Source organism: Vibrio sp. AH4 (genome assembly GCF_030710545.1).
In the GTDB taxonomy this organism is placed as follows: Bacteria; Pseudomonadota; Gammaproteobacteria; order Enterobacterales; family Vibrionaceae; genus Vibrio; species Vibrio metoecus.
In genome coordinates, this window is sequence record NZ_JALAIV010000001.1 from 1,794,311 (window position 1) to 1,807,663 (window position 13,353).

The window sequence follows — 13,353 nt, forward strand, 5'->3', positions numbered from 1 at the left end:
ATTGAATAGATTCTAATCGAAGCATGAAAAGGATAGTTTTATTCTCAATGAAGTTTTTTTAAATTCTCACTTCTGGTAATTGGTTAATCTCAATTTTGATATTTATTTCTTAAATATTGGACGTAATCATCAGTTCATGAAATTGCCACGTAGTAGTCATGTGTGATTGGATTGAGTATAAACTTAAGTTTAGTGCGGGTTCTTATTGTTTTCTCTTGGTTTTATTTTGATTAATTTGTTGTTTTTTTAAAGATAAAGGATCGTTTCTTACAAGGTGTTTAATATCGATTAATGCTTTTTAATTGTTTAACGAATGCTTATTTAGTGCCAGTCTTATAATTGACGCACCTATTTCTGTTGATAAAGATGTAGTCTTTAAAAAATAATTCATACATTCAAATTATTCTTCGTGAAAAGCTTACGTGAGTTCAGGAGCCTTTAGTGATGAAGGAAAAAAGCAGAATACGTATTACTAATTATCAGGGGAAGTTTTTTTATCGTCTGATCGATAGCTTCTTTATATTAGCAATTATGTATATAGCGATTAAGTTAAACCAGCACGTCGTAACAATGTCTTATGTTTCGGTGGCATTGCTAGGAGTGCTTTTTTACTCCTATATCGCTGAAAGCTTAGATATATATAGTGGTTGGCGTACTGCAAAGCTACGTTCGCTTTCACTGCACACCGCTTTTTGTTGGGCTGCCAGCATTGCGAGCCTTACGTTGTTAGGCTATTTCTCAAAAACGGGGATTGAGTTTTCGCGTCTTGTCATGGGTAACTGGTTTGTGGGCTCGTTCATTGCCCTAATCGGATGGCGTATTTTAGCGTTTGCCACCATCCACTACATGCACAAACAAGGCTTCCATACACGCAAAGCCGTTATTATTGGGATGACCACCCAAGGACAAGAGCTGTCAGCGAATTTGCTTAAAAACCCAGAGTTAGGGATTGTTATGCAAGGTTTCTACGATGATCGTGCTCCGTCACGCTTAGAGGGAAATGCACCTGTTCTGGGTAATATTAACGATGCACTGAGTCTGGCGAAAACAGGTCAAGTGCAAAACGTGTACATCGCCTTACCTATGCAAGCTCAACGTCGAATTAACCAGATTTTGGATGCGTTTTCAGACAGTACCGTGAATACCTACATAGTGCCTGACTTTTTTACGTTTAACTTATTGCACTCACGTTGGTACACCATCGGTGATGTTAACGCTTTTAGTATTTTTGATACGCCATTTAATGGCTTACTTAACTGGGTAAAACGATTTGAAGATTTGGTGCTTAGCAGCATTATTTTGCTACTGATCAGCCCTTTATTATTGGCTATTGCGATCGGGGTTAAACTCAGCTCACCAGGACCTGTCATTTTTAAACAAAACCGCTATGGACTTGATGGGAAACCGATCCAAGTCTGGAAGTTTCGAAGTATGCGAGTGATGGATAATGGCAGTAAAGTGCAACAGGCTACCAAAGGTGATCCTCGAGTGACACCATTCGGGGCTTTTATTCGTCGCACATCACTGGATGAATTACCGCAATTTTTTAATGTTTTGCAAGGTACAATGTCGATTGTTGGGCCTCGGCCACATGCGGTCGCGCACAACGAGCAGTACCGTACAATCGTCAATCGTTACATGCTACGCCACAAAGTGAAACCGGGTATTACCGGTTGGGCACAAATTAACGGCTGGCGTGGTGAAACAGACACCGTAGATAAAATGGAAAAACGAGTACAGTTTGACCTTGATTACATCCATCGATGGTCTCTATGGCTTGATATCAAAATTGTATTTCTGACCATTTTCAAAGGTTTTGTTGGAAAAAACGTTTATTAAGTTGGAGGGACTCTTTTTATTGAGAGTCGTACTCTTGAATGAATATAGATTTGAATGAGTGCAGGCAAATGGAACCGATTAAACATATTTCTCTTCTTTCAGCCAGCTTGATTACTTTGGCTGTCTCTTATATACCTTTTGGCATCGCGAAACCTACCCCGAATCCGATTACCACTGAATCTGGTATGGCGATTGCGCCATTTTTAAATCTTTCCACAGGTTACAATGATAACTTGGCTAAATCTAACCAACAGCAAGTTAAATCAGCTTTTTCAATCATTGAATCAGGCGTTGGCTTTATGGTGGAACCTGAAGTCAATAAAACACTACTTGGTTACCGTTTTCGTAATGGAACCTATTTTAGTTCTCAACAAGATAACTTTACGGATCACTATCTTGATCTCTCAAGTGATTGGGAGCTGAACTCTCGCCATCGTATTGCTTTACAATATAACTTAGCGCTAGCTCACGAAGGGCGTGGCGAGAATGAGACGACACTCGGACTCGACTACAACCAATATGAAAGCCACACCGCTAATATCGGTTATGGCTTTGGTTCAACAGAGGCGATTGGTCGTATTGAGACTAATTTAGGCTGGCAAGATTTTACGTACCAAAATAACCGGACGATTACTCAGTATCAGGACTGGGATGAGCTGCGTTTTAACTCGACCTTTTATTACCAAGCCCTCCCTCGAACTTCGTTTATCGCACAAGTGATTGCTAACTCTCGTGGATATGACGTTATTGCGCCGGGTGCAAGCAGCAAAGATAATAATCATTACTTTGGCTACATCGGTGCATCTTGGGATGCGACTGGTAAGTTGCAAGGGAATGCTAAATTGGGTTATCAACAAAAAGATTTTGATGCGGCCAGCCGTAAGGATTTTGATTCATTTTCATGGGACGTTGATGTTACTTACTTAATCCGTACCTATTCAGCATTACAGTTAGTGACTAACCGACGCTCGACGGATTCTGATGGTGATGGGGATGCGATTGATGCGGCAACCTACCAAGCCAATTGGACACACAACTGGGATACCAAATGGATGACAGAAGCGGCGCTAACTCGTTTGAGTGAAGATTATACTGCATCAAATCGTAAAGATGACACCACGAATGCCACTTTACGTGCTAGTTATGATTTTCGTCGTTGGTTAGCGTTGGAAGTCGGATTTGGCCGAGAAAAGAAAGACTCGAATATAGACTCACTCAGCTATAGTCAAAATGTGTATTACCTCACCGTTCAGGGTGTAATGTAACCAGTTATGAAGTACTTGTTCTCTTTTTTATTGAGCCTTTTGCTCCTACCGTCATTCGCGATGGCAAATGATGATTTCTATCGATTGGGTGTTGGTGACCAGATTCGCATCCAAGTTTATGACGAGCCAGAGCTTTCTTTTGAAACTCGCGTCAGTGATAACGGTAATATTGATTATCCATTTTTAGGTAAGATCCGTCTAAAAGGCAAAACCTTGGAAGAGGTAAAAATTGCTATCCATGATGGTTTACAAGATGGTTATTTGATTAATCCCAACGTATCCGTTTCTATTCTTGAATATCGACCTTTCTTTGTGAATGGACAAGTCATGAAGCCTGGAAGCTATCCTTTCCATCCTGGCTTGAGTGTGAACCAAGCAATTACTATTGCGGGTGGATTCACTGAGCGTGCATCTAAAACCAATCTGTTTATCTCTAGTAGTGATGATCCGGAAGCAAAACCGATCAAAGTGACTTTACTCAGTAAACTTCAACCCGGTGACATACTGACTGTCGCCGAAAGCTTCTTTTAATTTTAGGGTGTAATGGTACACGAGATGACAGGTAAACAATTCACTCAAGAAGAAGTGATCGATTTTCGTCAGTATTTTAATGTACTGCTTAATTACAAATGGCGTATTTTGCTGTTTTCAATCATGGTCACAGCAATCACGCTGCTTTTTGTCCTTTCCATGCGATCCGAGTACACAGCTCGAGCGACAATTCTGATTGAATCGACACAAGCGAAAGCGGTATCAATTGAAGAAGTGTATGGGCTCGATACCAAAAGTCAGGAGTATTACCTGACCCAAATTGAAATCCTAAAATCTGACACGATTGCTCAAGAAGTGATTGATAGGCTTGATTTGGCCTCCGATCCTGAATTTGATCTTAACCCTGAGAGCGAACAATCACCGAGCATAAAAGAACACTTATTAGAGTGGATGCCATTTCTTCAAGGATTTAAGCAACAAGAAGTAGTGATCGATCCAGAGTTAGAAGTGTATCGTGAAAGCCAAATAATTTTGGAGAAATTCAAACGTGGGATGGAGATTAGCCCGATCCGCAAGACCCAGTTGGTCAATATCTATTACACTGCAGGCGATCCTAAACTGGCGGCGAAAATTGCCAACGAGATTGCACGGGTGTACATGGACAGCCACTTGGAAGCGAAGTTAGAGGTAGAGCTAAAAGCGAATACTTGGCTTAATACCCGGATGGAAGAACTGCGTACTCAATTACGAGAATCCGAAGCTAAGTTACAAGCGTTTTTGCAGTCAGAAGGCTTGGTTGATGTACAAGGCGTGGAAGGACTCGCAAGTCAAGAGTTGGAAGAACTGACCTCTCAGATGAATAAAGCACGCGATCGCCGAGTTGCCGCAGAAACGCTCTATCAGGTGGCGAACAGCTACAGTAAGAATGATAGTGACTTGACGGCTTTGTCGTCGATCCCTGAAATTTCTAACCACCCAACCATTCGTGATTTGAAAGTGGCTGAAGTGGATGCTGAGCGTAAAGTTTCAGAGTTTTCCAAGCGCTATGGCCCGAAGCACCCTAAATTAAAGTCAGCGACTGCTCAGTTAGACGCTGTTCGTAAGAATTTACGCTCGGAGTTGAAACAGTTATTGAATGGTATCAATAACGAGCTGCAAGCGGCTAAGCAATCCGAGCGTTCGCTACAAACGGAATTTAATCAGCGTAAATCGGAGTTCCAGACGCTGACTGTGAAAAACGCCAAGTATTCTGAGCTTAAGCGTGAAGTACAAACCAACCGTGAGTTGTTTGATTTATTTTTGGCTCGTCAAAAAGAAACTAGCGCTTCAGGGGATTTTAATACCACGATTGCCCGTTTCACCGACCAAGCTAGCGCACCTTTAGTTCCGAGTAAGCCCAACAAGAAATTAATTGTCATGTTGGCGTTTGTGGTTTCGTTTGGTTTTGCTTGTGTGGTTGCGTTTATCGCGGATGCGATGTCAGATACCTTTGCTGACATTAAGCAGGTTGAAAAGCAATTGGCACTAAGTTTACTGGGTGTGGTACCGGCTGTTCGCAAACGTAATGGTAAGTTGGATGCGAAAGCTTACTTTGATGCCGAATTGCGTGAATTAACGGAAGCGGTACGCACCATACGTACTAGCTACTTACTTGCTCATGTTAACCAAGAACAGCATGTGGTGATGTTGACATCATGCTTACCGGGAGAAGGGAAAACGACGTCGAGTATTAATCTAGCACTATCGTTAGCCCAAATGGAAAAGACGCTTCTGATTGATTGTGATCTGCGTAAACCGGCAATTGCGCATCGCTTTGCGATTTCAGGGTCACAACCGGGTGTGACGAATTTGTTGACAGGTACACAGAGTTTTGAAGATTGTGTATATCATGATGAGCAATCAGGGCTTGATGTACTTACCGCGGGTGTGTATTCCTCTAATCCGTTAGAGCTGTTGTCATCCACGAAATTTAGTGAGCTTCTTGCGGATTTACGTGGCCAATACCAAAGAATCGTGATTGATACCCCGCCATGCCTAGCAGTTAGTGACAGCTTTATGTTGGCACAACATGTTGATTCTGTGATTTTAGTGATTGATGCTAACCACACTCGTACCCAAGTTGTACGTGAAGTTGTGGGTAAGTTAACTCAACAAGGTAGCCGAATTGATGGTGTTGTTCTTAACCGTTTGAATGCTAAAAAAGCATCACGCTATAGCGGTTATTATCACTACCAAGCTTATTATGGCGAAGATCATAAATCGAGCGCTACTCAGTGAATCGGCTAGGGCATTTTGGATGGCGTGCAGGGATTGCGATATCTACGCTGTGGGTAATTTACTTTGCCTTTCAACAAGGGATTGCATCACTGTACGCTCTTACTGCAGAAAAAGAGTTGCTGGCTTGGGATCATCGCTCTCCGGCAACGCTTATCTCTGTTGATGACGCGCACAAGGCCATCCAACGCGCAATCGAACATAATCCGAGTCATCCTCAATACTATTTTTTACAAGGCCGAATTTGGCAGTGGCAAGCTTATCTTTCCAGTGATAATGAAGTGGGTGAGGCGCTTGATAGGGCAAAGAGGGCGTATCTTACCAGTGTTGAGTTACGTCCCACATGGCCAGATAGCTGGGCGGCGCTACTGAAAATTGAGGCACAGTTGCATGACGAGGAAGCGCAAGAGCAAGTGCCGAATGAGGCGTTGAGTGAATATCTTGCTAAGGCAGCGCTATATGGCCCCTATACACCAGCAGTCAATATTGCGATATCACAAGTGGGATTAGCTAAATGGAAGTTCTGGAGTCGTGAACAAAAATGGCTGGTGATTGAACATCTCGCTCGGGGTTTGAATGGGAAAAACAGTCGACACCTTTTGGCTGATTACCTAAAATCAACACATCAGTTTAAGTTGGCTTGTACTTTAGCCTCACGTCGTGAACCGAAATTAGAGATCTCCATTTGTACATCCGTTTTAAAATAGGCCGACAAATTTACCAGCAGCGCCTTGCATCTGCGATATTGTTTGGATTGCTCGCGTTATCTACGGTTTTAGCTTCGTGGCTTAAATCTTCCGGATTCCACGCCGATTACGTTTATCAATTAGAGCTAGCCGTTGGTGGTGACACTCATTTGCACAGTTTGTTAGCATTTTTGCTCACTTTAGCGTTATACCGAGTATTGTCTGTTACGGAGAGTGGCTACAACATGGTGTTAGTGGCAGGTGGACTCGTGACATTGTGCTGCCTAGTTGATGAAGGGTTACAAGCATTTTCACCATTACGCACCTTTTCCGTACAAGATATTTTAGCAAGCTTGATTGGTGTTGCTGTGGCTTGTGCTGTAAATACCTTATTGGCAGGGTGGCGGCAGAGAAAGCGAAGAAATACCTAAACGGTATTTCTTCATTGTGTTCGAGGGTTAGTAAATCACGCGGTAACGGCTTGGCTTATGATTCATGGCAAGCACGATATTGAGTAAGAAGGCTCCGAGAATTGACAAACCAATCGTTAACGGCGATACGAAGAAAAATGACGTGAGCAAGATTAGACCATCTATCGCCATCTGACTTTTGCCTACAGAAATGCCAAATCGATCTTGGATAAATAGGCATAACACGTTAAAGCCCCCAAGACTTGAACGGTGGCGGAACAGAATTAGCATTCCCAATCCCATCAACAGTCCACCGGCTATCGCACAATACACAACGTTAATTTTTTCAAGCGTAATAAACATCGCGAGATGATCTGCAAACAAGGAGACTAAAGCTCCTGAGATCGCACTGTTGAAGGCAAAGCGGACACCAAAGCGTTTCCATGCCAATAGATAAAAAGGGCAATTGGAAAGGAAATAGAGTACGCCAAAAGTGAGTGGTACAAATTGGCTCATCAATAACGCGAGCCCCGTAGTGCCACCAGTGAGTAAATTACCCGCTTGCAAAAAATAGACGCCTTGAGCGACCAAAAATGTCCCTGTTAGTATCGCGATCCAATCTTCTTTGTGTGAATGTTTTTCCATAAATTTAGTTATCAAGGGAGAGAATTGCGCGGATGTTAATGAAAATAAGTGATTTCCGGTAGCTAGGGATGAAAAATTGAGGTAAACCTATGTCACATCCGCTTTACAGGGTGTAAAGCAAAAAATTGACAGTGTTATCGTTTAGGCATCTTTTACCGAACCTCATGAGGGCATTTGCGCCTTATTGTGCAGGAAGATGTCAGTAATGATGAATACTGCGTGAGTGTTTATGAAAAAACTGCATGATAAATTCATGAATTTGGGCTTTATGATAAAGATCAAATTATGTAGAATGCGCGCCATAAAGTGATGACGAAAACGTTTGCGTTGAGTCGTTGTGTGGTTTTTTTGCAATTTCAGTCAATCTGAGTCAGGAGATACAGATGCTTAAGCGTGATATGAACATCGCTGATTATGATCCGGAGCTATACGCTGCCATTCAGGAAGAGACGCTTCGTCAAGAAGAACATATTGAACTTATTGCTTCAGAAAACTACACCAGCCCGCGTGTAATGCAAGCACAAGGTTCTCAACTGACCAACAAGTACGCCGAAGGTTATCCAGGTAAGCGTTACTATGGTGGTTGTGAGTATGTTGATAAAGCCGAAGCCTTGGCTATTGATCGTGCTTGCCAACTGTTTGGCTGTGAATACGCGAACGTTCAGCCTCACTCAGGTTCCCAAGCGAACAGTGCTGTGTACATGGCGCTGCTTAACCCAGGTGATACCGTATTGGGCATGAGCCTAGCTCACGGCGGTCACTTGACTCACGGTTCACCAGTGAACTTTTCGGGTAAACACTATAATGTCATCCCTTATGGTATCGATGAAGCGGGTCAAATCAATTACGATGAGATGGAAGCGCTAGCCTTTGAGCATAAGCCAAAAATGATCATCGGTGGTTTCTCTGCCTATTCACAAATCGTGGATTGGAAACGTATGCGTGATATCGCCGACAAAGTGGGTGCTTACCTATTTGTCGATATGGCACACGTTGCGGGGCTGATCGCGGCGGGTGTTTACCCAAGCCCTGTACCTTTTGCACACGTTGTGACGACGACAACGCACAAAACTCTGGCGGGTCCACGTGGCGGTTTGATTTTGTCAAACGCTGGCGAAGAGATGTACAAAAAACTGAACTCAGCGGTGTTCCCTGGCGGCCAAGGCGGCCCTTTGATGCATGTGATTGCGGCTAAAGCAGTTGCTTTTAAAGAAGCAATGGAACCTGAGTTCAAAGCATACCAAGCTCGTGTAGTGAAAAATGCTAAAGCGATGGTCGCGCAGTTCCAAGAGCGTGGTTACAAGATCGTATCTAACAGCACTGAAAACCACCTTTTCCTCGTAGATCTGATTGATAAAGACCTCACAGGTAAAGATGCGGATGCGGCGCTTGGTGCAGCAAACATCACCGTGAATAAAAACTCAGTGCCTAACGATCCTCGTAGCCCATTTGTTACTTCGGGTATTCGTGTGGGTACGCCGGCGATCACTCGCCGTGGTTTCACTGAGCAAGATGCCAAAGATCTGGCTAACTGGATGTGTGATGTTTTAGACAACATCAACGACCAAGACGTGATCGAAGCAACGAAGCAAAAAGTATTGGCAATCTGTAAACGTCTGCCGGTTTATGCTTAATCCGCGAGCGCTGAATGACTTCGAAGAACAATGATATGAGTCGCTTCAAGTCATCACGAGAATAAAAAAGCCTGCAGTATGCAGGCTTTTTTTTATTCGCTCATCGTGGTGAGTGTTTACTTACTCACGCTGATCATAGTGCCGGATTTACACTTGAACATGTAGTATTTGTTGCTTTCAGTAAATTTACCAAGACCTTCTCCATCACAATAGTCGACGTTGATATCGCGCATGATATCGAGGGTTTTCTCGGTTTTTAGCGCAAACTTCGCACCATCGGCACACACAATACGCACTTGGCCATCATCACTGACCGAGTAAATATTTACTTCGGTATTACAGAGCTCAAAAGAGGCTTCGCGGTAGTTATCTTGCTGGGTGTTGGATGAACAACCAGCCAGTAGTGCTGCTGCAGTCAGAGCGAATAAGCCGATACGATTCATTATTGTTTTCCTTATGGTCTGTCTTCACTCAAAAGCACATGCCAATGTATGAGCGAAAATTCATCAAAACGTAACCTAAGCCTATAGAACCCCTGCGTAGGATTCAAGGCTAAACCGTTTGGTGTATACAGATTATGGTGTAGGATCTCATCCGAGATAATGCATCAAGCCAGCATTGAGGCTGGCTTGATGTGGTTCGGTTATTTCACTTCTAACCCTTTGGCTTGCAAGTCCGCATGATAAGAAGAACGAACAAATGGACCACAGGCTGCGTGAGTAAAACCAAGTTCAAGGGCTATTTCTTTGAGCTCATCAAACTCGGCTGGTGGCACGTAACGTTCAACGGGTAGGTGGTGACGGCTTGGTGCTAAATATTGCCCAAGAGTCAGCATACTAACCCCGTGTGCGCGCAGATCTTTCAGTACTTCAATGATCTCTTCTTTGGTTTCGCCTAAACCCATCATCAAGCCTGATTTAGTCGGTACATCTGGATGCTGTTCTTTGAATTGACGCAGCAGTTCTAAAGACCACTTGTAGTTAGCTCCAGGACGTACTTTTCGGTATAGGCGCGGCGCAGTTTCCAAGTTGTGGTTGAAAACATCCGGTGGATTGTCTTTCAAAGCTTCCAGTGCCACTTCCATGCGACCGCGGAAATCAGGTACCAGAGTTTCGATTTTTATGCTCGGGTTTAAAGCGCGGATTTCACGGTTACAATCGGCAAAATGTTGTGCACCACCATCCCGCAAGTCATCACGGTCGACCGAGGTAATAACCACGTATTTTAGCTTCATATCATGAATGGTTTGTGCGAGTTTCTTTGGCTCTTCAGCTTCTGGAGCATTAGGGCGTCCATGGGCAACATCGCAGAATGGGCAACGTCGAGTGCAGATGGCACCTAAGATCATGAACGTTGCGGTACCATGGTTGAAGCATTCTGCTAAGTTAGGGCAGGAGGCTTCTTCACAAACAGAGTGGAGCTTATTCTTACGCATCGCAGCCTTGATATCTTGGATGCGTTGGCTATCGGCGGGGAGTTTGATTTTCATCCATTCCGGTTTGCGCAGAATTTCTTTTTGTTCGGCCGGCATATTTTTTACCGGAATCAAAGCCATTTTATCGGCATCACGGTACTTTACACCGCGTTCCATCTGAATTGGTTTACTCATGATTGTATGCTTCTGTGCTGAATTCGACGTGCTCGTACTCCAGTAGGGTAACGAGTTTTTGGATTAATATTTTTTCAACCTGCTCTTTTTCAATTGGGCCAGAGAAGTCGCTCACTTGCACCATCTCCATTCCTGCATAACCACAAGGATTGATGCGTAAGAACGGGCTGAGATCCATCTGGATATTGAGTGCGAGTCCGTGAAAAGAGCACCCTTTACGGATGCGTAAGCCCAAAGAACAAATCTTTTTATTTTGTACGTAAACTCCAGGCGCGTCAGGACGTGCCGCTGAGTCAATGTGATAGTGTTGTAGGGTGTGAATGACCAAGTTTTCAATATGAGTGACAAGTTCTCTCACGCCGAGTCGCTTACGGCGAAGATCAATGAGAAAGTAAGCGACTAATTGGCCAGGTCCATGGTAAGTCACTTGCCCACCACGGTCACTTTGCACAACAGGAATATCGCCGGTGTTGATCAGGTGCTCAGCCTTGCCGGCTTGTCCTTGAGTAAACACGGGGTTGTGTTCGACAAGCCACACTTCATCACGTGTTGTTGAGTCACGTTGATCCGTGAATTGATGCATAGCCTGCCAAACCGGAGTGTAATCCTGTCTGCCGAGGCATCTCACCAACAGCTGGTTTTCCATTATTGTCATCCACCAGAGATATATAAAGTTTTTGGATTATAAACTGCTTACCACCAATGAACTACACATCAAGGGGAACTTTTTGACCCTGCTAACAAGATGGGTTTATTAATTTTTTGAAAAATAAAGAAAAAGCAGCCAAAGCTGCTTTTCAAAAATATTTGAATAAATAAAATAATAACGAGGTTTATAGCACCATACGCACAATGTCGATGTCGCCCAGCTCTTTATAGAGAATTTCAACCTGTTCGATTGAGGTGGCGTGAATGGTGACTGAAACCGCGTGATAGTTACCTTTTGCGCTTGGCTTAACGCGCGGGCTGTAATCGCCAGGAGCGTGACGTTGAATAACTTCCAGCACCCGTTCTGGCAGCTCTGGCTTAGCATATCCCATTACTTTGTAAGTAAAGGAACATGGGAATTCGAGCAAATCTTTTAATTTCGCATCAGAGTTGATGGTCAGCATAGTGAAACTCCAGTTTGAGCATTGGAAAAACGGGACGAAATACTACAGCCATTCGAATGGAATCTCAAGCGAACAAAAAAGCCGCATAGAGCGGCTTTGTTTTTCTGGTGACTCCCTCCACATCAATGGAGAGGAATTGGTAGGCTTATTAGAACCAACCTTTAAATAGGAGTACGAGATAATCCCAAAGACGGCTAAATAGGCTGCCTTCTTCGACATCTTCTAGCGCCATCAGAGGGTATTGCGCAATATCGTTACCCGCTAACTGGTAGTAGAGTGTACCGACTACATCGCCTTTTTTCAGTGGCGCTTTCAGTTCTTTCTCAAGTACAAAACTTGCGGTGAGATCTTTCGCTTGGCCACGAGGCAGAGTAACGTAAGTATCTTTATCTACCCCTAGGGCTACCGTATTCTTATCGCCCATCCAAATCGCTTCATTGACGAATGTTTCACCTGCTTTGTGCGGTGCAACGGTTTCAAAGAAGCGGAAGCCATAGCCTAGCAGTTTTTTACTTTCTGCTTTACGAGCATTCTCACTGTCGGTTCCCATGACTACCGCCACTAAACGCATGTTACCTTCAGTCGCAGAGCTCACGAGGTTGTAACCCGCACCACTGGTGTGTCCGGTTTTGATCCCGTCGACGTTCATGCTTTTATCCCACAGTAAACCGTTACGGTTGTACTGGGTGATGCCGTTATAAGTGAATTTCTGCTCGGAATAGATCGCGTATTCATCCGGTACATCACGGATCAAAGCTTGACCTAGCAATGCGAGATCGTAAGGCGTCGAGTAAAGGTTTGGATTATCCAAGCCATGGGCATTGGTAAAGTGAGAGTTTTTCATACCCAATGAGCTTGCCCAAGCATTCATTAAGTCGACAAAGGCATCTTCTGAACCGGCAACGTGTTCGGCCATCGCGACACAGGCATCGTTACCAGATTGGATGATGATGCCACGGTTGAGGTCGCTAACCTTAACGGTGGTACCAACTTCCACAAACATCTTTGATGAATCTGGGAAGTTTTTCGCCCAAGCATTTTTACTGATCACCACATCATCATTGAGAGAGATGTTGCCACGTTTAATCTCTTGCCCAATCACGTAGCTCGTCATCATTTTGGTTAGGCTTGCGGGAGAGAGCTTGGTATTCATCTCTTTTTCGGCAAGTACTTTCCCTGAATGATAATCCATCAGGACATAGCCCTTGGCGGCGATTTGTGGAGCATCTGGTGTCACGATAGGTGAGGCAAAAGCAGTGCTGCTTAACGTGATGGAAAGCGTAATAGAAGACGCTAACACGGATTTTAGGATTGATTTTTTCATGGTGAATGCTTAGTTCTAATTAAGTGTCCGTAATCTTAACAAAAATAACGTCTCAAACCAGAC

At 43.8% G+C, this 13,353-nt stretch carries 13 protein-coding genes; 7 read left to right on the top strand and 6 right to left on the bottom strand.

Features of this window, described 5'->3' with window-relative positions; translation table 11 throughout:
- The first annotated feature begins 441 nt into the window (after window positions 1-441).
- From vpsL to vpsQ, 6 genes are all read left to right on the top strand, one after another.
- The gene (gene vpsL / locus MKA69_RS08465; protein WP_305847838.1) at window positions 442-1,839 is read left to right on the top strand and encodes an exopolysaccharide biosynthesis glycosyltransferase VpsL; all 1,398 of its coding nucleotides are present in this window, start codon (window positions 442-444) and stop codon (window positions 1,837-1,839) included.
- Window positions 1,840-1,907: 68 nt separating this feature from the next.
- A complete protein-coding gene (gene vpsM, locus MKA69_RS08470) occupies window positions 1,908-3,104 on the top strand; it encodes an exopolysaccharide biosynthesis beta-barrel protein VpsM (RefSeq protein ID WP_305847839.1) in 1,197 nt (398 codons plus the stop codon).
- A 6-nt stretch (window positions 3,105-3,110) separates the two neighbouring features.
- Complete coding sequence (gene vpsN, locus MKA69_RS08475) at window positions 3,111-3,635, top strand: exopolysaccharide export protein VpsN (RefSeq protein ID WP_000876131.1); 525 nt, start codon at window positions 3,111-3,113, stop codon at window positions 3,633-3,635.
- A gap of 24 nt (window positions 3,636-3,659) precedes the next feature.
- Window positions 3,660-5,873, top strand: a complete 2,214-nt coding sequence (vpsO, locus tag MKA69_RS08480) for an exopolysaccharide regulatory tyrosine autokinase VpsO (RefSeq protein WP_305847840.1) — start codon at window positions 3,660-3,662, stop codon at window positions 5,871-5,873.
- The gene (gene vpsP, locus MKA69_RS08485; RefSeq protein ID WP_305847841.1) at window positions 5,870-6,577 is read left to right on the top strand and encodes an exopolysaccharide biosynthesis protein VpsP; all 708 of its coding nucleotides are present in this window, start codon (window positions 5,870-5,872) and stop codon (window positions 6,575-6,577) included. The genes vpsO and vpsP overlap by 4 nt, the downstream gene beginning before the upstream one ends.
- Window positions 6,556-6,987, top strand: a complete 432-nt coding sequence (gene vpsQ, locus MKA69_RS08490; RefSeq protein WP_055027484.1) for an exopolysaccharide biosynthesis protein VpsQ — start codon at window positions 6,556-6,558, stop codon at window positions 6,985-6,987. Before vpsP ends, vpsQ begins: the two co-directional genes overlap by 22 nt.
- Before the next feature lie 27 nt (window positions 6,988-7,014).
- On the opposite strand, the gene MKA69_RS08495 is transcribed toward vpsQ, so the two are convergent.
- A complete protein-coding gene (locus MKA69_RS08495; RefSeq protein WP_055035690.1) occupies window positions 7,015-7,611 on the bottom strand; it encodes a YitT family protein in 597 nt (198 codons plus the stop codon).
- Window positions 7,612-7,994: 383 nt separating this feature from the next.
- Here MKA69_RS08495 and glyA point away from each other — a divergent pair, with 383 nt between their 5' ends.
- Window positions 7,995-9,245 (top strand): serine hydroxymethyltransferase, encoded by a 1,251-nt coding sequence (glyA, locus tag MKA69_RS08500; protein ID WP_154138694.1) that lies wholly within the window; start codon window positions 7,995-7,997, stop codon window positions 9,243-9,245.
- A gap of 116 nt (window positions 9,246-9,361) precedes the next feature.
- On the opposite strand, the gene MKA69_RS08505 is transcribed toward glyA, so the two are convergent.
- From MKA69_RS08505 to MKA69_RS08525, 5 genes are all read right to left on the bottom strand, one after another.
- Window positions 9,362-9,688 carry a lipoprotein gene (locus tag MKA69_RS08505; RefSeq protein WP_001079736.1) on the bottom strand — a complete coding sequence of 109 codons (327 nt, stop codon included), beginning with the start codon at window positions 9,686-9,688 and terminating at the stop codon, window positions 9,362-9,364.
- Window positions 9,689-9,888: 200 nt separating this feature from the next.
- Complete coding sequence (gene lipA / locus MKA69_RS08510) at window positions 9,889-10,854, bottom strand: lipoyl synthase (RefSeq protein WP_000042595.1); 966 nt, start codon at window positions 10,852-10,854, stop codon at window positions 9,889-9,891.
- Window positions 10,847-11,500, bottom strand: a complete 654-nt coding sequence (gene lipB, locus MKA69_RS08515; protein ID WP_055028741.1) for a lipoyl(octanoyl) transferase LipB — start codon at window positions 11,498-11,500, stop codon at window positions 10,847-10,849. Before lipB ends, lipA begins: the two co-directional genes overlap by 8 nt.
- 187 nt (window positions 11,501-11,687) lie before the next feature.
- Window positions 11,688-11,966, bottom strand: a complete 279-nt coding sequence (gene ybeD / locus MKA69_RS08520; RefSeq protein ID WP_000955768.1) for a DUF493 family protein YbeD — start codon at window positions 11,964-11,966, stop codon at window positions 11,688-11,690.
- 148 nt (window positions 11,967-12,114) lie between these two features.
- Complete coding sequence (locus MKA69_RS08525; RefSeq protein ID WP_055027480.1) at window positions 12,115-13,290, bottom strand: serine hydrolase; 1,176 nt, start codon at window positions 13,288-13,290, stop codon at window positions 12,115-12,117.
- Between the last annotated feature and the right edge of the window lie 63 nt (window positions 13,291-13,353).

What these genes read in the sequence shown, in the direction of transcription:
- vpsM (WP_305847839.1), top strand. Translation starts at nt 1,908, where the DNA reads ATGGAACCGATTAAACATATTTCTCTTCTTTCAGCCAGCTTGATTACT.
- vpsN (WP_000876131.1), top strand. Translation starts at nt 3,111, where the DNA reads ATGAAGTACTTGTTCTCTTTTTTATTGAGCCTTTTGCTCCTACCGTCA.
- vpsO (WP_305847840.1), top strand. Translation starts at nt 3,660, where the DNA reads ATGACAGGTAAACAATTCACTCAAGAAGAAGTGATCGATTTTCGTCAG.
- MKA69_RS08495 (WP_055035690.1), bottom strand. Translation starts at nt 7,611, where the DNA reads ATGGAAAAACATTCACACAAAGAAGATTGGATCGCGATACTAACAGGG.
- glyA (WP_154138694.1), top strand. Translation starts at nt 7,995, where the DNA reads ATGCTTAAGCGTGATATGAACATCGCTGATTATGATCCGGAGCTATAC.
- MKA69_RS08505 (WP_001079736.1), bottom strand. Translation starts at nt 9,688, where the DNA reads ATGAATCGTATCGGCTTATTCGCTCTGACTGCAGCAGCACTACTGGCT.
- lipA (WP_000042595.1), bottom strand. Translation starts at nt 10,854, where the DNA reads ATGAGTAAACCAATTCAGATGGAACGCGGTGTAAAGTACCGTGATGCC.
- lipB (WP_055028741.1), bottom strand. Translation starts at nt 11,500, where the DNA reads ATGGAAAACCAGCTGTTGGTGAGATGCCTCGGCAGACAGGATTACACT.
- ybeD (WP_000955768.1), bottom strand. Translation starts at nt 11,966, where the DNA reads ATGCTGACCATCAACTCTGATGCGAAATTAAAAGATTTGCTCGAATTC.
- MKA69_RS08525 (WP_055027480.1), bottom strand. Translation starts at nt 13,290, where the DNA reads ATGAAAAAATCAATCCTAAAATCCGTGTTAGCGTCTTCTATTACGCTT.